Genomic DNA, 21,754 nt, shown 5'->3' on the forward strand with positions numbered 1-21,754 from the left:
GTAACATGCATAGCGGACTGCAATATGGGGAATAGTACGCCTATTCTTTTGGCAAGTTTTCCATAATTTGCTTCATCCAAGGTGGCCCGCATATGGACTGGACGAAACTCGCAAACCAAAAACTGCATAAACCGTCTAGCTTGCAGGACGCGGAGCCGGATGCTTCCCGCACGGATCTCGGGGCAGACCTGTCCGTCAACCGGCTCGCCCTCGAACGAGCGTTCCGAAACTGCTCGGATATCGTGTATCGCGAACTTCCCCTGCAGGAAGATAGATCCATCCTGCTCGTCTATGTCGATGGCATGATCGACGTGGAGCTGATTGCCGCGAACGTGCTGCAGCCTTTGTTATACAAGGGTCTGCCGCAGGGATTGGGAGCCATCGACAGTATCGCCAAGGCGTTCGAGCAGCAGCTGTTCGCCGTCTTGCAGATCGGCAAGTCCTCGGCGTTCGGCGAAATCGTCACCCGCATCTTGAAGGGGGATCTTGCCGTGCTCGCCGACGGGGAAGCGACCGCTTGTCTCGCCGGGGTCAAGCAGGTTTCCGGCCGCGGCATCGAAGAATCGACTTCCGAGCCCGCGCTTCGCGGGCCCAAGGAAAGCTTCACCGAAAGTCTCCGCCAGAACACCGTGCTGCTGCGAATGAAATTCGCGACGCCCAAACTGAAGCTGGAAGCCATGTCGGTAGGCAGCCTCACGCAAACCGACGTCGCGCTCGCTTATCTGGACGGAATCGCGGACCCCGATCTTCTCGATGAAGTCCGCGCGCGCGTAGCGCGCATTGAGATCGATGGCATCTTGGATTCGGGGTATATCGAGGAAGCGATCGAAGATACGCACTATTCTCCGTTTCCGCAAATCATGACCAGCGAACGCCCCGATGTCGTCGCGGCAGGACTGTTGGAAGGGAAAGTCGTTGTCATCGCCGACGGCACGCCGTTTGCCCTGATCGTGCCGATGACGTTCTGGAGCGGGCTGCAGGCACCCGACGATTATTACGAGCGGTTCCTCTACGTGGTCCTGAACCGGTCCATCCGTTATTTCTTCGCGGCGTTCTCGGTGCTGCTGCCATCCTTCTATATCGCGCTGACCAATTTCCATCAGGAGTTGATACCCGGCAAGCTGATGATCACCATCGCGGCGCTTCGGGAAAGGGCGCCGTTCCCGACCGTAATCGAAGTGCTCATGATGGAAGTCATGTTCGAAGGATTGAGGGAGGCCGGGCTCCGTTTGCCCAAGCCGATCGGGCCGCTCGTGAGCGTCGTCGGCGCGCTGGTCATCGGCGAGGCGGCCGTCAGCGCCGGCATCGTCTCTTCGCCGATCGTAATCGTCGTGTCCGCGGCCGGCATCGCCTCGTTCATCATCCCGCGCTACCGGTTCGGCATTCCGCTGCGGATGCTTCGGTTCCCGCTGCTCGTGCTTTCCGGCATGTACGGTTTGTTCGGGCTGACGGCGGGGGTCGTGGCCATCCTGATCCATCTCGTGCAGCTGCGGCCGTTCGGCATGCCGTATCTCTCGCCCCTCGCGCCGGCGGTCGGTCGATGGCTGAAGGATTGGTGGATTCGCTGGCCGCAGCGCCTGACGAAACGCAAAGGACCCGTCCCGCGGGATAGAGGCGGGGAAGCGTGAACGCGCGCAAGCCGGGCTTGCTGCTGCTCGCGTTCCTGAGCTTGTCGCTCATTGCCGGCTGCGGCAACCGCAGAGAACCCGACCATCTGGCCTTCGACATGGGCGACGGACTGGATTTGACGAAGGACGGCAAGCTCGAGGTCAGCTTCCAAATCGCGATTCCGTCCGGTTTCGGCGGAGGGGAAAACGCCTGGGGAGGCGGAGGGGGCTCGCAAGAAGCCTACGAATTGACGAGCGCCGCCGGAATCAACATCTACGACGCGATGCGCAATGCGCAAAAGGAGCTGTCCCGCGAGCTGTTTCCCGGTCATCGCGAGGTTATTCTGATCGGCCAGCGTCTGGCGGAGCGCGGAATCCCCCGTCTCCTCGATCAATTCGTGCGGAATCCGCGATCCGAATTGCGTTCGAAGCTGTTCGTCGTGAAGGATGCCCAAGCCAAGGATGTGCTGAAGCAAAAGGCGATATTCGAACCGTTCACGGCGATGGCGATCAAACGGCAGGAAGATATTTACCGGCTGCGGTACGTCTACTTTCACGATTTCCTGTCGGATACGTTGACCGAGGGCCTGGATCCATATGTGCCGGCGATCGGCCTGACGGCTCGGTCAAAACCGTATTATTACGGTTCGGCCGTGTTCAATAAAGCAATGGGCCTGCGAATGGTGGGCTTTCTGGACGACAACGAAACCATCTACGCGAATTGGATCACGGGCAAACAAGACGGGTACGAGAGCTCGCTGCCGATCGGGGGAAGCGCGAAGGATACGATCAGCGTGACGTTCGAATCGCTGCGCAAAAGCATCCGGACGCGGATCGCGCGGAATCGCATCACGGTCGATCTTCGGCTGTCCGGGAACGGGGCGATCGTGGAGAACAATTCAAGTCTGAACCCGACGCTGGCCGCGGACCGGCACGCGATCGAACAAGCCCTTAACGGCAAAACGAAACGGGAGATCGAAGCGCTGATCGCCAAGGTTCAGCGCGAATACCGCGCCGACATTTTCGGCTTCGGCGAAGCCTTACACCGCCAGCATCCCGTGCAATGGAAGACGGTGAGCGGAAATTGGAACGACCGCTTCGCGGAGCTTCAGGTCGCGGTTCAGGTCAAGTTGACCTGCGTGCGCAATTCGGGACTCGTGACGTCTCCGATCGACGAGCATGGATCCGTGCAGCCGGCGGACAGGGAGGAGGGATCGGAACATGCGGGTAAAGGGACTCACGACGCTCTCGGGAACGCAGCTCGTCTGGACGCTGCTGATCATTGACGGCTGCAATTTCGTGCCGTTCATCAAGACCGCGATCGTCGAGGCGAAGCAGGATGCGTGGATCTCGATTCTGATCGCCGGCGCGTCCGTGACCGTCCTCACGCTGCTTCTCGTACGATTGAGCCTGATGCACCGGGGTCAGACCCTGTTCGGCTTTAGCCGGACGGTGTTGGGACCTTGGTTCGGCCGTATCGTCGTCCTGCCGTATTTTGCCGCTTGGCTATCGATATCCGTGATGATTTTGCGTTACAGCGGGGATTTCATTCAGAGCGTGCTGCTCGACAAAGCGCCCGTATGGGTGGTCATGCTGATTCTATCGATTCTGATGATGTATGCCGCGCATGGCGGAATCGGCGGAATCGGACGATATAACGAAGTCGTGGGCCCGTTGTTTTTTATTACGACCCTCGTAAGCTTCGCGCTGAACGGCCGCAATTTGAGGTGGGAACGCGTGCTGCCCGTTTATTACGACAACGGATGGCAGCAGATCGCGAAGGGGGCGGTTCCCTTGACGACGCTGCTCGGGGGCGAATCGCTGCTGCTGCTCGTGCTCGTCGCCTTCATGGCGCATCCCCGCAAAGCATCGCTGCTATCGTCGATCGCGATCGCGGGGACGATCCTTCCTTTTGTCGTAATCACCGTGCTCTCCTTGGCGGTGTTCGGTCCCGCGCTTGCGGCCAGGCTGCAGGATCCGTTCTTCTCGTATATGCGGACCGTCGACATTATGGAGTTCATTCAACAGATCGATATTTTCATGTTTTCGCTCTGGATCTTCGGCATTACGGCGATCCTGTCCGTGCATCTGTTCGTCGTCAGCTACGAAATGTCGCTGTGGCTCAAGCTGAAGAATTGGTACGCGTTGATCTGGATCCTCGGCCCCGCGGTGTTCGCGACGGCGATGCTAAGTCCGGGAGCCACCATGTTCGGGCCGTTCTTCAGATGGTGGTCGTATAACGCCTTCCCGGTATGCGGAATCGGCATTCCGCTGATTCTGTGGATCGCCACGGTCGCGAGCGGCAGGCGCATGCGGCAAACCGCCGGGTAATCGCGCGTGTCTCGAGCAGTGCGGATCAAGCGGCGGGGGGTTTGCGGGGCTTGCACGGGAAATTTCAGGTATAATAACCATTAGCGGCTAGTCCCGTCATAAAAAACTCGTCTGCATCGCCATATTCCTTGAAGGAGGACAACCGTTTTGGACGCGCAGTTTCTCGATTTATTGGCCCAGCAATACGATACGGAAGAAAAAGTCGTCACCGAAATCATCAACCTGGAAGCGATCTCCGATCTTCCCAAGGGAACGGAGCATTTCGTCAGCGATTTGCATGGAGAGTTCCAGGCGTTTCAGCATGTCCTGCGCAACGGGTCGGGTACCGTCAAAGAGAAAATCAAAGCCGTGTTCCGCGAGGCGTGGACGGAGCATGACATCAATGATTTTACGGCGTTGGTGTATTATCCGGAAGAAAAAATCCGTCTGGTCAAGGCAGACCTGTGCGATAAGCAAGCCTTGAACCGATGGTACAGGGATACGATCGAACACATGCTGAAGCTTATCTCGTTCGCCTCTTCCAAATATACGCGCGCGAAGTTGCGCAAGGCGCTGCCGGAGCAGTTCGTCTATATCGTGGAAGAGCTGCTCTACAAGACGGATTCGACCAACAACAAGGACCCTTATTACGAGGAAATCTACCGGCAGGTCATCTCCTTGGGCCAGGCGGACAAGCTCATTATCGGCCTTGCTTACACGACCCAGCGCCTGGTGGTCGACCATCTTCACGTGGTCGGCGATATCTACGACCGCGGGCCGGAGCCGGATAAAATCATGGATACGCTGATCAACTACCACTCCGTCGACATTCAGTGGGGGAACCATGACGTCCTATGGATAGGCGCCTACGCGGGTTCCCTGGTCTGCCTCGCGAATATTATCCGGATCTGCGCCCGATACGACAATCTCGACATCATCGAAGACGTGTACGGCATCAATCTTCGCCCGCTGCTGAACCTGGCGGAGAAATACTACGGCGACAATCCGGCCTTCAAGCCGAAGCTGCAGACCGACCATGACGGTTCGGAGCAGGAAGTCTTGCAGATTACCAAAATCCATCAAGCCATTGCCATGATCCAGTTCAAGCTGGAAATTCCGATCATCAAGCGGCGTCCCTACTTTAATATGTCGAAGCGGCGGTTGCTGGAGCTGGTCGATTACGACAAAAACGAAATCCGCATCGGCGAAAAAACGTACCCGCTGCAACACACCTGCTTCGCCACCGTTAATCCGCTTCAGCCCGAAGAGCTGCTGGAGGAGGAGAAGCAGGTGTTGGACAAGCTGTTGTTCTCCGTGCAGCATTCCGAGAAGCTGGCCAGGCATATGAATTTTCTGATGAAACAAGGCAGCCTGTATTTAAAGTACAACGGGAATTTGTTGTTTCACGGCTGCATTCCTCTGGATGAAGATGGAAACATGGAAGAAATGCAAATTGAAGACAAGACGTATTCGGGCCGCAAGCTGCTCGATGTCTTCGAATCCTATTTACGCTACGCCTTCGCGCATCCGGAAGAGACGGACGATCTGGCGACCGACATGGTGTGGTACATCTGGACAGGGGAATGCTCCTCGCTCTTCGGGAAGCGGGAGATGACCACCTTCGAACGGTACTTTATCGCGGATAAAGAAACGTATAAGGAGCGAAAGAACCCCTATTACCATCTGCGCGAGAACGAGGAGACCTGCCGGAAAATCCTGCAGGAGTTCGATATGAATCCGGATCACGGGCATATCATCAACGGCCACACCCCGGTAAGGGAAATCCGCGGCGAGAACCCCGTTAAAGCAAACGGCAAAATGATCGTCATCGACGGCGGGTTTTCCAAAGCGTATCAATCCACGACGGGCATCGCCGGATATACCTTGTTGTACAATTCCTTCGGCATGCAGCTCGTCGCGCATCAGAAATTCATTTCGAAAGAAGATGTGTTATGCAACGGAACGGACGTGTTGTCGGTTAAAAGGCTGGTGGACAAAGAGCTGGAGCGGAAGCTGGTGAGGGTCACCAACGTCGGGGAGAAGCTGCAGGAGAAAATCGCGAATTTGAAGAACCTCCTGGCCTATCGCTACATGAAATGAACGACGGCTTGCAAGGCGGGGCTCCGTTGTTCCGCGGCAGATGGTATATAAACAAGCCGCGCGGACAAAATAGGTAGCAGCATGCAGCCTCAATAAAGCGGCCAGTAACCAAAGACAGGGAGACGTTCCGTTCATGTCCAACAAAAAATGCTATTATGTCTTCGAGGATCCGTCCGGCACCAAATTGACGTTCAAAGCGACCAGCTTGCAGCAGGCCTATCTGATCAAAAAGAAGAAGGCCCATGAGCTCGGGATTCCCAAGGAAGCGTTCGAAATTACGAGCATAAGCAAGAAACCAAGCCAGGGCGAATAGCCCGGCTTTTTTTATTGGCCTCGTGATGCCTGCGGCGTAATCCCTAGACCCAATACGAAGATCGCCGAGATCGAAACCATGCGGTTTTCAGGCCGATTACGCAAAATGCGCGCTGCACACCAAGCGGATGATTTGTTACAATGAAGGAGCCATTGCACATATTTTCCATATGACGAGGAGGGAAATGATGAAGACCAAGCGCGTTACATACGATGAGATTGAAGGCAGCCTGCAGACGGGGGATCTTCTGTTCTGTCACGGGATCTTTACGGAAGCCCTCCAAGTGGAGGCGATGCAGGGCTCGCCCTGGTCGCATATCGGGATGGTGGTCCGATTGCCGGGCTTCGAAGAACCGCTCTTCTGGGAGTCGACCACGACGCAGACGCTCGAGGACGTGCTGGAGCACCGGATCAAAACGGGGCCGATGCTCGTCACGCTCAAGGAACGGATCGCCACGGACGTCAGCGACGGCTATGACGCCCTATTCGCGTTCCGCCTGCTGAAGGGGGAACGGAACGATGGCATGCTGGCCAAACTGAAGGCGTTCATCGAAGAGGTGCACGAGGCGTCGTTCCCTTCGCTCGAGCGAATGGCGTTCGAGCTGCTCGAAGGCCGGATGCTCCGCGTGCAAGCGGGTTTCAAGAGCTTCTTCTGCAGCGAGCTGGCCGCGGAAACGTACATGCGGCTTGGCATCATGGACAGGTCGATGCCGTCGAACGGTTACCGGCCGATCGACCTCTCGGACAGAACCGATCTCCCGCTGACGAGCGGCTACGCGCTTGCCGACGAACTGCTGACCTTGCAGGATGCGTAATCGGACGCGTCTGCTGCCGCTGATCCTGCTCTTCTTGATCGGACTGGCTTGCTGCGGGGAACGCGCGGTCGGCGCGGAGCCGGCTTCGTCCCCTCGGGCGGATCGCGGGATCCTGGATCTGACGGGCTGGGATTCGCGGCAGGACGGAATCGTGGCCTTGAACGGCGACTGGGCGTTCTACTGGTCGGCGTTATGGACGCCGGAAGACTTCCGCGACGGCAAAGCCCCGCAGCCAACCGGCTATTTTACGACGCCCGGTTATTGGAATCGTCATGCGGCGGGCGCGAACTATCCGGCCGACGGCTATGCGACCCTGCGCTTGAAGGTGCGGACGGATCCCCAGGACGGCGTTATGGCGCTCAAGGTGAACAACATTTTCTCCGCCTACCGGATTTGGGTCAATGGCGAACTCGTCGCTTCCGCGGGAACGGTGGGCAAGGACAAGGGAAGCACGGTGGCGCGGCAGATCGTGCAGACGGCGCCATTCCGCGCATCGCCGGGCGAGCAGGAGCTGGAGATCGTCGTGCAGCTCGCGAACTACAGCTATACGAAGAGCGGCTTCCAGAACGCCATTCAGTTGGGATCGGATGCGCGGATCGAAGCGCTCTACCGGCGGAATATGGAAGGGACGTTCATCGCCTTCGGGGCGTGCACGATCATGGCCTTGTACCACCTTGTGCTCTATGCCCTGCGGCGCCGCGAGCATTCCGCGCTCTACCTGGGCCTGTTCTCGCTGTTCGTCGCCGTCCGCATTCCGTTCGTGAACGATCGCTACATTTACAATTGGTTCCCGGACATGAACTGGGAGCTGTTCTGCAAAGTACCCTATGCCGTGTTCTTCTTCTGCAGCATCATGATCGCGATGTTCGTGCGTTCGCTTTACCCCCGCTACTTCGCCCGGCCGATCGTGGTTGCGATGCAAGCATCCGGAGCCGCGGCCACGCTGTTCTGCCTGCTCACCCCGCAGCGGTGGTACGATAAACTGCTTATCCCTTACGAGCTGCTGACATGCGGCTTCATCGGGTATACGTTGTACGTGCTGATTCGGGCGATGCGGGACCGCCAGGCGGGCACGCTGACGTTCATGATCGGCTTCGCGGGGCTGTCCGGCACGATCGTTCACGATTTCCTGTACATGAGCGAGATAACCCATCTCGGGTCGCTCGCTCCTTACGGCTTGCTGATCTTCATCGCGATGCAGTCGCTCATTCTGGCGGGGCGGTTCGTGCGGGCCTTCACGGAAGTCGAGCGGATGTCCAGCCGGCTCCTGGACATGGATAAAACGAAGGATGAATTCCTGGCCCAAACGTCGCACGAGCTGCGGACGCCGCTGCACGGCATGATCGGGCTGTCCGAATCGCTGATCGACGGCGTAGCCGGCGAGCTGCCGGAGCAAGCCGTGCATAACCTGCAGCTGGTCGTCTCGAGCGGCAGGCGGTTGGCCGCGCTCGTCGGGGACGTGTTGGATTATGCCCAGCTGAAGCACAAAGATCTGACGCTGATCCGCTCGGATATCGACTTGCGGAGCGCCGTCGGCGTCGCGCTGCAGCTGAACGAGCCGCTGCTGGGCGGCCGAAGGGTGCGGCTGGCAAACGACGTGCCTGGACGGCTGAACGTCTCGGCTGACGAGAACAGGCTGCAGCAGATTCTGCATAATCTGATCGGCAACGCCGTCAAGTTTACGGATTCCGGCAGCATTGCGGTGTCGGCGTCCGAAGCGGGAGGCGACGTCGAAGTTCGGGTAACCGATACGGGCAGCGGCATTCCGGAGGCGGTCCGGGCGCGCATATTCGACGCCTACGAGCAAGCCGGCGGCGTCCGGCGGGAAGGAACGGGGCTCGGCCTGGCCGTCACGAAGAAGCTTGTCGAGCTGCACGGCGGAACGATTCGCATCGAGACGCCGCCGGACGGCGGGGCTTGCATCGTGTTCACCCTTCCGCGGCCGGCCCGGCAAACGGCTCCTATGCCGCAAGCGGCAGCGGGCGTACCGCGTCGGGAAGCCAGGACCGGAAGCCGGACGGCCGCGGAGACCGAGGACATGGCTGCGATGCGCGAGCCGGGTGCGGAGGAGGAGGACGGGGACGGCAGCCGGTTATCCGGCGCGCGCATCCTGATCGTGGATGACGAAGCGGTCAATTTGCAGGTGCTGCGCAACCACTTGACGATGGACGGCTACGACGTCATCGAAGCCGCCGATCCCGAGGAGGCGTTGATGCGCCTCGAATCGGGCTTCAAGCCGGACCTTGCGATCCTGGACGTCATGCTCCCGCGGATGTCGGGCTTCGAACTGTGCGCGCGTATCCGCGAACGGTATTCGGCAGGCGAACTGCCGGTCATCTTCTTGACCGCGAAGCCGCTGGACGTCGACGTGATCGAAGGCTTCGACGCCGGCGCCAACGATTATTTGACGAAGCCGGTCGTCAAGCGCGAGCTGCTGGCCCGCATCCGGCTTCATTTGCGGCTGGCGCATTGGAACCGCGCGCTCGAGCGCCGCGTCAAGGAACGGACCGAGCAGCTCGAGGAAGCGCTCGCCTCCCTGCAACAGGCCCGCAACCGGCTGATTCAAGCGGAGAAGCTCGCATCGCTGGGCGAGCTGATCGCGGGCATCGCGCACGAAATGAACAGCCCGATCGGAATCGGCGTGACGGCTTCGTCCCATCTCGCCGAGCGAACGAAGGCGCTGCTCGCGCGTTACGGCGAAGGCGGGCTGCGCAAGAGCGAGCTGGAGGCGTACTTGGCCGAATCCTCGGAAACCGCCGACATCCTGCTCGGCAATTTGCGGCGAGCCGAGCGGTTGATCGCCACCTTCAAGCAGGTGGCCGTCGACCAGACGTTCGAGGAACGGCGGTCTTTCGGCGTAAGGGCATACATGGAGGAAATCCTGCTGAGCATTTCGCCGAAGCTGAAACAAAGCCGCCATCGCGTCGTGCTGCACATCGAGCCGTCGCTCGCAACCGTCGGATTCCCGGGCGCCTTCTATCACATCATGACCAATCTGCTGCTCAATTCGCTGCTGCATGCGTACGACGACGGTCAAGCAGGGACGATCGTCATTCGCGCCGAGGCCGACGCGAAAGCGCTGACCGTGACGTATGCGGACGACGGCAAAGGGATCGAACCGGAGCTGATCCCGCGGATCTTCGATCCGTTCGTGACGACGAAGCGCGGGCGGGGCGGAACCGGTCTCGGACTCAGCGTCGTCTATAACCTGGTCGTCCAAACCTGGGGCGGTACGATCGTCTGCGACAGCGTGGCCGGACACGGAACGGCGTTCCAACTGGTATTGCCGTTACCACGCGCAACATTGGAGGGGACGGGATGAGCGATAGCATGATTGACGCGTCCGACGCGCTGCATTTGATCGCCGACGACGACGCCGAAGAGGAAACGGCGCTGTATTGGAAATTTCTCATCGCCGACGACGACCCGGATATTCATAAAGTCACGAAGCTGGTGCTGGAAGGGCATACGTTCGAAGACGGCAAGCTGCAGTTCTTCAGCGCGTATTCGGCCATCGAGGCGGCCGCCGTCCTGGAACGGCATCCCGACATCGCGATCGTGCTCCTGGACGTCGTCATGGAAGAGGACGATGCCGGCCTGAAGCTCGTCAAGCGCGTGCGCGAGCAGATGGGCAACCGGCTGGTGCGGATCATCCTGCGGACCGGGCAGCCCGGGCAAGCGCCCGAGCATGCGGTCATCCGGTCCTACGATATCAGCGATTACAAAGAAAAGACGGAGCTGACCAGCACGAAGCTGTTCAGCACGGTGTATACGTCGATCCGGACGTATCGGTATTTAACCGGCATCGCCGCCGCCCACGATACGCTCGAACAGCGCGTCCGCGAACGGACGCGGGAGCTGGAGGCGCGCGCGCGCGAATTGCAGGCCTCCATCCGGCACGCGTACGAAGCCATGATGGAGGTGTCGGTATTGGAAGAACGCAACCGGATCGCGCGGGATATCCATAACGTCGTCGGCCACACGCTCACCGCCGCGGTCGTGCAGCTTGAAGCCGGTAAGCACTTGGTCGGCATCGATGCCGACCGGGTATCCGAGAAGATGAACCTGGCCAGTCAGCTCGTTCGCAAAGGGCTGGACGAAATCCGCAGCTCGGTCCATCAGCTGGCGGATGAACGGGAAACCGTCGATTTGCAGCGGGACCTCGCCAGATTGATCCGGGACACGGAGGCGCATGCCGGCGTCCGCATCCATTGCGAGATCGAACCGATGCCGAAGCTGAGCTTCTTCCACGTCAAGCTGCTCTGCCATGCCTTGCAGGAGGGGCTTACGAACGGCATTCGCCACGGCGGGAGCACGCGCTTCCATTTCAAGCTCGCTTACGCTTCCGGCGACCGCCGCATCGCGTTCTCGCTGCGCAACGACGGTCTCGTTCCGCGCGCCTTTGCCTTCGGCTTCGGCCTTGGCGCCCTGCGGGACCAGGTCGAGCTCGCGCACGGCAGCTTATGCTTGGAGGCGGCTCCGCAAGCGGGGATGGAACTGCGCATCCTGCTTCCCTTAGCGGGCGCCGTCCCGGGATCGGAGGCGCTGCCATGAAGCCGCCGCTGCGGTTAATCATTGCCGACGATCAAGCCCTGATGCGGGATGGGCTTCAGACGATCTTGGAGCTGCAGCCGGACCTGGAGGTGGCGGGGACGGCGGAGAACGGGCTGCAGGCGCTGGAGATGGCCCGGGCGATGAAGCCGGATCTCGTGCTGCTCGACATCGAGATGCCCGTCATGAACGGGATCGAATGCACGCGCCGGTTGAAGGAGGAGGCGCCGGACACGGTCGTTCTCCTGCTGTCCACCTTCGCCGAAGACAAGTACATTCTCGACGGGCTCTCGAACGGCGCCAGCGGCTACCTGCTGAAGGATATGGAAGGCCATCGGCTCATCGAAGCGGTGCGCGACGCCGCGAGCGGCAAGCTGATGATGCCGGCCGTCATTGCCGCGAAGCTGGCGGCCAACTTAACGCGCCGGACGACGGCGGCCGAGCTGGACGCGGAAGCCCGCGGCGGTCTTCGCCGGGAGCTCCGCCTCACCGGGCGCGAAGCGGAAGTCGCCAAGCTGATGGCGGAAGGCATGACCAACAAGCAGATCGCCAAGGAGCTGTTCATGCACGAAGGAACCGTCCGCAATTACGTGAGCGTGATCTATTCCAAAATCGGCGTAAGCGACCGCGCCAAGGCGCTCCTTGCCCTGCAGGACTGGCTGACGCGGCCATAGGCCCGCGATTCATAGGCTGCAGTCTCATAGACTGCATCTCATAAGCTAGAGTTTCATAGGCCTGCGATTCATAGGCTGCAGTCTCATAGACTGCATTTCATAAGCTAGAGTTTCATAGGCCTGCGATTCATAGGCAACAGTCTCATAGGCAACAGTCTCATAGGCTGCGGTTCATAGGCTGCAGTCTCATAAGCTGCGTTCTCGTAAGCTTCGTTCGCATTTCGCATCCGAACCGGAAACGGTCGGATGCTTTTTTGCGTCACATGACAAAATCGATGACGGGCGTAACTGCCGCCATGACAGTCATTCGCGGTATAACGGATGTAGCAAGACAATACCGCATGGAACGCGAAAGGAGGAGCGCAAGTGGGAAGAGGACTCGATACGACGGTCAATTGCCATTCGCTCGCAAGAAGCATCAAGGAAGCCGGTTACGATTTTGTATGCCGCTACTACAACCGGAACAATCCGGGGAAGAACCTGACCCGCGAAGAAGCGGAGGCGCTGTCGGGCGCGGGGCTGCACGTCGTCGCGGTATGGGAGAACGGCTATCCGACGTCGCCGGACTACTTCTCGTACGAAGCCGGCAAGAAGGACGGACGCGACGCGCACCGCTGCGCCCGCTCGGTCGGCCAGCCGGCCGGCACGCCGATTTATTTCACGGTCGATTACGACGCGTCGCGCGCGGACCTGTCCGGCGCCGTCAACCGTTACATGCGCGGCGTGCTCGATGCCTTCCGGGAGGAAGAAGCGGCCGGCGTCCGGTATGACGTCGGCATCTACGGATCGGGCCTGACGTGCGGCAGCATGCTCGACGCCTTCGGAGGAAGCCCCGGCATCCGGTATGCGTGGCTCGCGGAATCGCGCGGGTGGAGCGGCTACGGCAAGTTCGAGCAGTGGAACATTAAGCAGATGGCCGGCGCGACGGTCGCCGGCATTCCGGTCGACACGAATATCGCGAACGGCGACGGCGGCGGCTTCAAAGTGGAAGGAGCGTGAGCGGCTTATGGCGGAGCTGCGGCTCTCCCCGCTGCCGCGAAAGGTCGGCCTGACCGGATTCACCGGGCTTCTCGGCATAATCGCGCTGATGCTCGTGCTTCCCGGCCTCCTCGTTCACGCGAATTTGACGAAGCCCGAGACGCGGGAGCTGGTCATCGAGCTGGACCGGGAGCTGTTCGGCAAAGCGCTGACGGAGCAGGAGGCAGCCGATCCACGCGTGATGAAGGCGGAAGCGAACCGGATCTTGGCCGCCGCAAGCGGGCAAGGCGACACTGCCCCGGTATTGTCCGGCGCCCAGCAGAAGCTGGCGGCCGCCTTGAACGAACGAATGGACGCCGGTCAAGGCGCCCTGTGGATCGCGACGCTGCTGCTGATGGCCTGCTTCTTCCTGATCGTCAGCCTTCGCATAACCGGCAAGACCTTCGGGCTGCTTGTCAACGAACGCAATCTGATGGATCTCTCGCGGTTTCAGACGGTGCTTTGGACGATTGTGCTGCTTTCCGCCTATTACACGGCCGCTTCGCTGCGCATCTACGGCCTGCAAGATAGCGAGGCGGCGCTGAACGTCGCGCTGGATTGGCATCTCTGGGCGCTGATGGGCATCAGCTTCACATCGCTCGTCGCCACGCCGCTTATCCACATGAACAAGCAAGCCAAGACGATCGCGGACGACGAAGCGGCGAAGCTGCAGCCCGCCGCGGTCGCAGGCAGCGACGGCATCTTGAGCGTCCGTCCCAACTTTGCGGAGGCTTCTTGGACAGATCTGTTCAAGGGCGACGAGCTGAAGGACGCCGCGTACGTCGATATCGCCAAGCTGCAAATGTTCTTCTTCACGCTCGTCGCCGCGCTTAGCTACGGCGCGCTGCTGCTGCACATGTTCGGCAGCCGGGCTCCCGGGGCGATCACGGAATTCCCGGCCGTCAGCGAAGGGCTGCTGGCGCTGCTCGGCCTTAGTCATGCCGGGTATCTGACCAGCAAGTCGATCGACCGGACGAAGAGCGCGTAAGCATCGCCGACCCGATTACATTAAAGGAGAGATGAACGGTGAAAGACAGCCCGAACGCGTTGACGGATTTCGATTTATGCCTCGCGCTTGCCCAGAAGGCCATCAACTCGCAGATGACCTATGCATGGAAGGCGTGGAAGCGCCGGAAGCAATTCAGCGACACCTTGAGCCTGTATCCGAAGAAAGAAGACGGTACCCCGTCCAAATTCGGCCTGACCGCCGTCGTGGCCCCGCTCGACGTAAGTCTGAACGTGGAGAACGGCAAGCTCGGCCAAGTGAAGGTCACCTTGACCCTCGTGTCCGGCCGCGTTCATTATTTCGACGAGGATCAAGAAGAAGCGGCCGATCAAGCGATCTCGAACTGGCGCGTATCCTTCCTTACCGATCTGGATAAGAAGCCTGTCGACCTCGCGGCGCTTGCCGCCATCGACCCCGACGCGCATGACGTCGCCTCGCGGCTGATCGCCGGCAGCGGCTTGCCCGACAGCGTGTTCGCGATCGAGTATTTGTTCATGAAGTTGACCGAGGTCGACCTGCTGCTCTCGGACAACAAGAACGTGAACATTCCGGACGGCGTGAACGCGTCCGCGCGGACCAAGGCGCTCGGCAGCCTGAATCATTTGCTTCAAGGCGACATGGGCGAGTTCATGCTCGGGACCGTCGTTCGGCGCAATACGCAGCACGCGGCGCCGACCTTCGCGATGACGGATTTCCTCTTCGACGTGCACGCCAATTGGACGAATGCCGATGCCGCGACCCTAAGCTACCTCGGCGTGTTCGCGGGCCGGAGCCTGCCAAGCGATAGCAACGCGGCCCGGCTGAAGCTATCGGGCGATTGGGTCAGCCCCGGCATGATCGACGGAACCGAAGCGCTCGTATCCGGCGTGATGGCGATTCGCAAGGAAGTCTTCCTGGATCAATACTTGATGCCGCAATTCACGCAGGTACTGGGCGTGACGCCCATCGTCGACGGTTTGAAACGGCGCTTCGCGGCAACGAGCACCCAGAGCCATACGTCCCGCGACCTCGTGGACCGGAAAGTCGTGGATACGAGAGGGTACTGGCTGGAAATCGCCATCGTCCCCGGACGCAACGCCTTGTCCATTACCGGCAGCATCGACGGCTCGTTCACCTATACCGAGCATACGCTCGGCCCCGCCGGCATGGAGACGGCGCGTCTGGAAGGCTCGGGCAGCAAGGCGCTGAGCGGCTCCGTCGCGCTCTCGACGCCGGGAGGCACGTCGGCGTTCAGCGTCGACGCCGCGCTGAATTACGCGTTTGGCGACTTGCGGTCGCATGAAGCGGCCGGCGGTTTCGGCAAGGTCGAGAACGCGATGTCCTGGATTCCGAAGCTGCTCGGCATCAACAAAGGCACCCTGCTCGAGATGCTGGGCGAGATCGTCGCCGATAACGTCAACGCCTTGAACGCCGCGCTGCAGAACGCGCTCGGCCACATTGCCGTCGACATGTCCCATCACCATTTCATTCCGCCGGGCGGAGGCGCGTTCGCGTTCCAGAATCTCCGGTTCTCCGATCAGACCGGAGACATGATGTTCGACGTGATCTACAAAGCGCCCTAAACCGGCAGGACGACGCCGGCGACGATTCATTCCGATTGAAGAAAGGGGATTCCCACGATGAACAATCCGCGAGTAGTACGCTTCACCGCAAACGACCAAGCGGGCAACCCGCAAGCTTTCACCGTATCGAACGAGATCATCGACCATATCGAAGCGGCCCGGACCTTCGGCCGCGAAGACTTGGCCGACCCGTCCGCGCACGGCCGCTATCAGAGACGCGTGATCGCGCTTCCCGACCATCGGTCGGGAGCCCTTGCCCCGATGATGCTGACGATCGGCAACCAGAACGGCCTGTATCTCGTGCGCAACGACAAAGCCGCGGACAGCGGCTGGCGTCTGACCGACCTTGCCGCGCCGATTGCCTCCGCGGTCGGAGGAACGCCGCAAGTTCGCGCCGTGGGCGCAGGGTGGACCGACGACGACCGGATCACGGTCGCGATCGCGGTCGATGCCGGCCCCGATCAAACCCGGAGCCGCGTGTTCGTCGCCTATAATCTGTCCAGCGCGGCCGGCGATTGGAGCCGGGTCGCCTGGACGGATTGCGGCACAAGGGAGGATGCGCGCATCGAAGGCATTCGCGTGCTGGACGAAGGCGACGGGACGTGGACGGTCGCGCTTGCGGGCAGCGCGGGACCGAACGAGGCGATCTATCTGATGCGCGGCGACAGGACGCCTTCCTTCGCCGGCGCGCTCGTCTTCAATCCCGCCGTCACGCTGGAGGAGGTGCTGGATTTCGAAATCGGCGTTCATCCGACTTACGGCGGCGGGCTGCACGTGCTCGGCATCGGCAGCGGCAGCCGGGTGCTGACCTTTCGGCCGTTCCCCGAATACGACAACGCCGGCAAACCCGTTACGATTCCTCCGATCGTCGGGCTGCCTTGCCCGGCCGGCGCCAACGTGCTGGAGACGGGCTTGACGACGGAGGACGGAGCGAACCTCTATATCGGCGGGCAAGGCCTGCACCTGATTACCGGCGCCGAGCTCGACAACGCGGAAGCCGCGGAGACGATCCAGATTGCCGAGGCGGCAGCGGCCGCGAACGTGCGGGACCTCGTCGCGGGAGAAGCCGCGGACGGCAGCGTATCCGTATGGGCGCTGCTGCAGAACGGAGACTTGAACGTCGTCCGCCGCGCGGGAGCGGCCGATGAATGGGGACCTTCGCTGCGGCTCCGGAGCGGGGTGCAGGCGATGGCGCCGATCCCGGGCGACCGTCATTCGTCTGCATCGCTTCTGATCGTATATGCCGATGCGCATGCGGGGCATGTTTGGCTGGACGGCGCCGCGAACGCCTGGCAGGAAGCGCCGGTGAACGTCGCCGACCCGGATCAAGTCATGAAGGTCGCGTGTTACGGAACGACGCTTCGGCTGCTGGACGACGCCGGCATACCGAGGCGGGGCGTCAACGTCTCCGTAACGGCCTCCGTCCTTTCGAGCGTCTCCCTCAACGGGAACGCGGTCTTGATCGGGCCCGATCAGGCCGTGGCCGCGGTGACCGACATGAACGGCGGGGTCAACGTGTATAACCGCGTCCGATCGCTGACACCGGCCGTATACCGCTTCACGATCGACGGCCTCGACGGACACGTCGACGTCAATCCGGCCTCCGGCGTGTTCGACCGGTTCCGCTCGATGACCGCCGACGAGCTTCGCGGCGCGGTCGTCAGCACGCCGAACGGAGACGTGCCGCTTCTGCCGGACAGCTTCCGTACCGGCGCCGACCGGGCGCAAGTGGACGCGGTCGCCGCCTCGCTTAACCAAGCGGCGAAGCTCGCCATGTCCGCGGACGGCTCCGCGCCGGACGTGCGCGCCGTCCCGGCGAACGCGCCGTTCAGCTCCGCGTTGCGGCCCGACGCGCTCCCCGATTCCTACCGATGGGGTATTCAAGCGGACGGCAACGGGGTACGGCTCGTGCATGACGACATCATCTCCAAGCTGGTCGGCGCGGCAGAGAGCGCGGAGCGGTTCTTCGTGAATCTCGGCCATTCGATCGCCGATTTCTTCGAGGGAATCGGCGAGAAGGCCAAAGAAGCCGTTACCTTCGTGCTGCACAAGGCGGAAGGGGCGTTCCGGTTCATCTGCGCGATCGGGGACAATATCAAGAAATTCGTGCTCACGACGCTCGAGGAGGCCGGCGCCTTCTTCAAGTGGCTGTGGACGCAGGTCAAGACGGGCATCGAGAAGCTCTGGGACTACCTGAAGTTTCTGTTCCAATGGGAGGATATCGTGCTCGTCCGCAACGCGATGGTCGAGGCGACGGACGCCGCGTTGACGTCGGTCAGACAGTCGGTCGGCAGCTTGAAGACGCACGTCTCGGACGGCTTCGGCAGCGCGATCGCACAGATCGAGCAATGGCGGACGAACGGCGGCGGCGCACCCGTTCCGGCCCAGCCGCGCCGTCCCGGACCGGGCCAGAGCGTCATCGACGAGCTGCGCAGAGCGGCGTCGCCGATCCGGAAGGTGATGGACGACGTGCAGGGCAACAGCATCGTCGGTTGGGTCACGCAGCGCATCGGGCGGCTGATGGACGATATCGTCCATGTGGAGGGTCCTTCCGTCATGAAGGAAGCGATCGACGCGGCGGACCGTTTCGCGGAGGGACTTCTCGGGGACGAGATCAACGATTTGATGGCAACCTGGGATAAATTGCAGGCCGACCTCGGAAGCGTCTTCGGCGGCAAGGTTCCTTCGCCGGGCGATGTGAACTTCCAGACGATCAAGGATGCCATCGTCACGGTCGGGGCCGATCTGCTTGAAGGGCTCTTGACGGGTCTGCGCGACTTCGTCCTGCGCACGATCGATCTGATGCAAGACCTGATCGGCGTCGCGCGCGACGCGCTGTTCGCCAAGATCCGCTTCCCGTTCATCGAGAAGCTGGCGGAGCTGGTCGCGCCCGGCACCCATCTGGATACGTCGTTCCGGATGATCGACGGCATGATGCTGCTCTGCGCCATTCCGGCCACGATTGCTTACAAGCTCATTGCCGGCGAAGCGCCGTTCAAGAAAGGCAGCGTGATCGCGTTCCCGTTCGGAGACGTGACCGTGCAGTCCGACGTCGACGAGCTGCGCAAGTTTTCGTGGGTGGGCGGTCTGACGGCCTCGTTCGTGAAGCTGATCATCGCGGGCTATCAGGCGTACGTTCAGGGGAGCATCGCGGCGTCGAGCGGCAAGTCCGAACCGACGGAAGCTTGGAAGCTGTGGCTCGGCGCGGGATTCGGAGCGGTCGGCGTCGTGGCGGAGAAATTCGGCATGCACGTGGACAAAGGCGAGGAAGTCTCGGCGATGGAATGGACGATGCTCGCCCTGTCGGGTCTCATGGCTTCGAAGACGGTAGCCCTCCTCTTGGCGGAAAACAAGCCGGGCGCCGATTCCAAGACGCTGCGCAAGGTCAACTCCGGCATCGAGCTTGCGGGGAACGTGATCCATTTCATATTCCGCACGGCCGTCTTCGGCAAGGTCATCGACGATACCAACAAATCCGGGTCGGGCAACGCAAGCAACGAGAATCTATCGGAATCGCTCGCTTGGATGCAGAGCTTATTCGATCACGCCGGTAACGCGCTGCTCGCGGCCGCGAACCTGGATGACGACGAAGAGACGAAGGCCTTGCTGCTCGGCGGCGGAGGCGCGGGCAAAGGGCTCTCCTTCGTGCTGAATATGGTCCGCGTGCCGGTCGCGATGAATACGGGACTCATGATGACCAACTAGCCGAGCGCGAGCGCGCCGGGATCTATGACCGGCCACGCTAAGCCGTTCTCGTCGACGAGTTCCCGGCAGCCGGCGCGCAGTCTCTCTAGCAGTCGCTCCCCGGCTTCCTGCGGATAAGCTTGCCGCAGCGCGGCGAAGCAGCCCGCGACGACGGCGGCCGCGCCGCTCGTCATGCCGGGTTCGCCCGGCAGGGCGAAGAAGGCGGTGCTGCAGCCGGTGTTCAGGCTGGCATGAAGGCGTTGGCTCGCTCTGGCGAGACCGGCGCCTTCTTCCGTTTCCGCCAGCGCGCCGACGCTTACGGTTTCGCGAATAATGGCCGGCCAGGCCATGCCGTGCGGGCTGCGGCCGCGATGCTCGGGATACCAGTTGCCGGCGGCCGTCACGGTCAGGATGCCCGACGCCCGCAAAGCCGCGATATAACGCTGCGGATTCGTGCCCCGGAGCGCTTCGTCGGATACGCGATGGCTGGAGTCCGCGAACGCGGCGCAGACCGTGCCGATACCGAATTGCTCGGCGTTTGCCAGTATCCATGCGAAGGCATCCTCGATTCTCGATTTGTCGCGGAGCGCGCCGCGGCGATCCATGAGTTTCACCGGCAGAATACGGGCGGCCGGCGCGATGCCGACGATCGTCGCGGCTATGGCGGTGCCGTGACCGCTGCGGTCGACGGTGTCTTCCTCGCCGCCTTCGCCGCTTAGATTAAGGCCGGGCAGCACGACGGTACCCGGCGGAAGCCGATCGGCATTGATACCGGAATCCAGCACGGCGATCGTCATAGAAGAGGGAGTCGGTTCGATCACGGGCAAACCTTCTTTCTTTCATGTCAGGAGAGCAGGCGAGATGAAGAGGCGCAGCTGAGAGCTTGTCGGTCAAAGCCGAGGCGATCGCGCCAAGCCGGCCGCCGCCCTGCTTCAAGAATATAGTACCATGAACAGCCGCGTATACGACGGATTTTGCAAGGCAAACCGATTGCTAGGGGCGGCGGTCTTCGCCACGTTCAAGCAGGATACTTCCATTCGCCGTTGAATCTTATTGACAGTAGAAAAGACGTTCTTGGAGGCGAGGATGGACGCAAATGAAGATTAACCTTGATACGCTGATCGTGGTGCTGGCCCGACGGTTCAAGGCGGATGTCGTCTCCGCCGACTGTCAGTCCATGCCGCTTAAGGGCGGAACCGTGGGACAAGTGTACCTGGTAACGGGGATCGCCCAAACCGCGGAGGGCGATGCATTGCCGTACCGCATCGTGCTGAAAATCCAGAAGAAATGGGAGCGGTACGGCGATCCCGGTTCTTGGCGCCGGGAATACGATCTGTATGCGTCCGGCTTGGGAGCGACGTTCTCGGATGCCTTCCGCTGGCCGGCCTGTTATCTGGCCGAGCTCAATGCCGAAGAAGACGAAGTTCGGCTGTGGCTGGAATATATCGAAGGCATAAGCGGATTAGCCTTGACCGGCGACATGGTTGAACAGGCCGCGCTGGAGTTAGGGCGCTATCAAGGCAAGCTGTACGCGGAGCAGCCCGCCGTCCTGCGGAGCCTGACCAACCTGAGCGATGCGGATTTCATGAAGCGCACGTACCTGCATGACCGGTCATGGCCGGTCGTCCACGATTATTTGCGCTCGGAGGATTGCGCGTTCCCGCAGCACCTGAGGCGGATGCTCGTCGACATCGACGAGCAAGCGGACGAGATCCTCGCCCGCATCGAAAAATTGCCCCTTGTGCTGTGCCACCGGGACTTCTGGGTAACCAACCTCATCTTTGCCGACGGAAAGCTCGCGCTGATCGACTGGGATACCTGCGGATGGGGCCGCCTAGGCGAGGATATCGCAAGCCTGATTGCGGATGATGCGGACATCGATCGCATGGTCGACTACTACCGGCGCTGCGTCCCCGCGTATTACGAAGGCTTTTCGGAGTATGCGAACGTATCTTCCATCGCCGATCCTTGCGTCTACGAGCTGATTCTTCTCAAATTCGGGTATCGGCTAACGGCTGGGTATCTTCACGCGGAAGACGATGAACAGAGGACGAAGGTTGTCCGTACGCTCCGGCAAATCCATGACATGAAGACGGCCCTGCACGGGGCCAACTGA

The 21,754-nt window shown here is 61.0% G+C and carries 15 protein-coding genes; 14 read left to right on the forward strand and 1 reads right to left on the reverse strand.

Features of this window, described 5'->3' with window-relative positions:
• Positions 1-92: 92 nt before the first annotated feature.
• The 13 genes from I8J29_RS05030 (at position 93) to I8J29_RS05090 (ending at position 19,659) form a co-directional block, all read left to right on the forward strand.
• The gene (locus I8J29_RS05030; protein WP_208846567.1) at positions 93-1,628 is read left to right on the forward strand and encodes a spore germination protein; all 1,536 of its coding nucleotides are present in this window, start codon (positions 93-95) and stop codon (positions 1,626-1,628) included.
• Positions 1,625-2,893: a Ger(x)C family spore germination protein gene (locus I8J29_RS05035; RefSeq protein ID WP_208846568.1), complete on the forward strand. Its 1,269-nt coding sequence runs from the start codon at positions 1,625-1,627 to the stop codon at positions 2,891-2,893. Before I8J29_RS05030 ends, I8J29_RS05035 begins: the two co-directional genes overlap by 4 nt.
• Positions 2,829-3,938 carry a GerAB/ArcD/ProY family transporter gene (locus tag I8J29_RS05040; RefSeq protein ID WP_208846569.1) on the forward strand — a complete coding sequence of 370 codons (1,110 nt, stop codon included), beginning with the start codon at positions 2,829-2,831 and terminating at the stop codon, positions 3,936-3,938. The genes I8J29_RS05035 and I8J29_RS05040 overlap by 65 nt, the downstream gene beginning before the upstream one ends.
• 147 nt (positions 3,939-4,085) lie before the next feature.
• Complete coding sequence (locus I8J29_RS05045; protein WP_208846570.1) at positions 4,086-6,017, forward strand: fructose-1,6-bisphosphatase; 1,932 nt, start codon at positions 4,086-4,088, stop codon at positions 6,015-6,017.
• A gap of 133 nt (positions 6,018-6,150) precedes the next feature.
• Positions 6,151-6,330 carry a hypothetical protein gene (locus I8J29_RS05050; protein ID WP_090643193.1) on the forward strand — a complete coding sequence of 60 codons (180 nt, stop codon included), beginning with the start codon at positions 6,151-6,153 and terminating at the stop codon, positions 6,328-6,330.
• Positions 6,331-6,517: 187 nt separating this feature from the next.
• Positions 6,518-7,144 (forward strand): hypothetical protein, encoded by a 627-nt coding sequence (locus I8J29_RS05055; protein ID WP_208846571.1) that lies wholly within the window; start codon positions 6,518-6,520, stop codon positions 7,142-7,144.
• On the forward strand, positions 7,137-10,466 hold the full coding sequence (locus tag I8J29_RS05060; protein WP_208846572.1) for an ATP-binding protein: 3,330 nt from the start codon (positions 7,137-7,139) through the stop codon (positions 10,464-10,466). Before I8J29_RS05055 ends, I8J29_RS05060 begins: the two co-directional genes overlap by 8 nt.
• Complete coding sequence (locus tag I8J29_RS05065) at positions 10,463-11,698, forward strand: ATP-binding response regulator (protein WP_208846573.1); 1,236 nt, start codon at positions 10,463-10,465, stop codon at positions 11,696-11,698. Before I8J29_RS05060 ends, I8J29_RS05065 begins: the two co-directional genes overlap by 4 nt.
• Complete coding sequence (locus tag I8J29_RS05070; protein ID WP_240545895.1) at positions 11,695-12,369, forward strand: response regulator; 675 nt, start codon at positions 11,695-11,697, stop codon at positions 12,367-12,369. Before I8J29_RS05065 ends, I8J29_RS05070 begins: the two co-directional genes overlap by 4 nt.
• 366 nt (positions 12,370-12,735) lie before the next feature.
• Positions 12,736-13,368 carry a DUF1906 domain-containing protein gene (locus I8J29_RS05075; RefSeq protein WP_208846575.1) on the forward strand — a complete coding sequence of 211 codons (633 nt, stop codon included), beginning with the start codon at positions 12,736-12,738 and terminating at the stop codon, positions 13,366-13,368.
• A gap of 7 nt (positions 13,369-13,375) precedes the next feature.
• Positions 13,376-14,374 (forward strand): hypothetical protein, encoded by a 999-nt coding sequence (locus tag I8J29_RS05080; RefSeq protein WP_208846576.1) that lies wholly within the window; start codon positions 13,376-13,378, stop codon positions 14,372-14,374.
• Positions 14,375-14,412: 38 nt separating this feature from the next.
• The gene (locus I8J29_RS05085) at positions 14,413-15,954 is read left to right on the forward strand and encodes a hypothetical protein (RefSeq protein WP_208846577.1); all 1,542 of its coding nucleotides are present in this window, start codon (positions 14,413-14,415) and stop codon (positions 15,952-15,954) included.
• Positions 15,955-16,011: 57 nt separating this feature from the next.
• Positions 16,012-19,659, forward strand: coding sequence for a hypothetical protein (locus I8J29_RS05090; RefSeq protein WP_208846578.1), 3,648 nt, complete (start codon positions 16,012-16,014; stop codon positions 19,657-19,659).
• Here the strand turns inward: I8J29_RS05090 and I8J29_RS05095 are convergent.
• Positions 19,656-20,459 (reverse strand): S8 family serine peptidase, encoded by an 804-nt coding sequence (locus I8J29_RS05095; RefSeq protein ID WP_208846579.1) that lies wholly within the window; start codon positions 20,457-20,459, stop codon positions 19,656-19,658. The genes I8J29_RS05090 and I8J29_RS05095 overlap by 4 nt on opposite strands.
• Positions 20,460-20,734: 275 nt before the next feature.
• Between I8J29_RS05095 and I8J29_RS05100 the strand changes: the two genes are divergently transcribed.
• Complete coding sequence (locus I8J29_RS05100) at positions 20,735-21,754, forward strand: phosphotransferase family protein (RefSeq protein WP_208846580.1); 1,020 nt, start codon at positions 20,735-20,737, stop codon at positions 21,752-21,754.

Source organism: Paenibacillus artemisiicola (assembly GCF_017652985.1).
In the GTDB taxonomy this organism is placed as follows: domain Bacteria; phylum Bacillota; class Bacilli; order Paenibacillales; family Paenibacillaceae; genus Paenibacillus_Z; species Paenibacillus_Z artemisiicola.

What these genes read in the sequence shown, in the direction of transcription:
- I8J29_RS05030 (WP_208846567.1), top strand. Translation starts at nt 93, where the DNA reads ATGGACTGGACGAAACTCGCAAACCAAAAACTGCATAAACCGTCTAGC.
- I8J29_RS05040 (WP_208846569.1), top strand. Translation starts at nt 2,829, where the DNA reads ATGCGGGTAAAGGGACTCACGACGCTCTCGGGAACGCAGCTCGTCTGG.
- I8J29_RS05050 (WP_090643193.1), top strand. Translation starts at nt 6,151, where the DNA reads ATGTCCAACAAAAAATGCTATTATGTCTTCGAGGATCCGTCCGGCACC.
- I8J29_RS05055 (WP_208846571.1), top strand. Translation starts at nt 6,518, where the DNA reads ATGAAGACCAAGCGCGTTACATACGATGAGATTGAAGGCAGCCTGCAG.
- I8J29_RS05060 (WP_208846572.1), top strand. Translation starts at nt 7,137, where the DNA reads ATGCGTAATCGGACGCGTCTGCTGCCGCTGATCCTGCTCTTCTTGATC.
- I8J29_RS05065 (WP_208846573.1), top strand. Translation starts at nt 10,463, where the DNA reads ATGAGCGATAGCATGATTGACGCGTCCGACGCGCTGCATTTGATCGCC.
- I8J29_RS05070 (WP_240545895.1), top strand. Translation starts at nt 11,695, where the DNA reads ATGAAGCCGCCGCTGCGGTTAATCATTGCCGACGATCAAGCCCTGATG.
- I8J29_RS05080 (WP_208846576.1), top strand. Translation starts at nt 13,376, where the DNA reads ATGGCGGAGCTGCGGCTCTCCCCGCTGCCGCGAAAGGTCGGCCTGACC.
- I8J29_RS05090 (WP_208846578.1), top strand. Translation starts at nt 16,012, where the DNA reads ATGAACAATCCGCGAGTAGTACGCTTCACCGCAAACGACCAAGCGGGC.
- I8J29_RS05100 (WP_208846580.1), top strand. Translation starts at nt 20,735, where the DNA reads ATGAAGATTAACCTTGATACGCTGATCGTGGTGCTGGCCCGACGGTTC.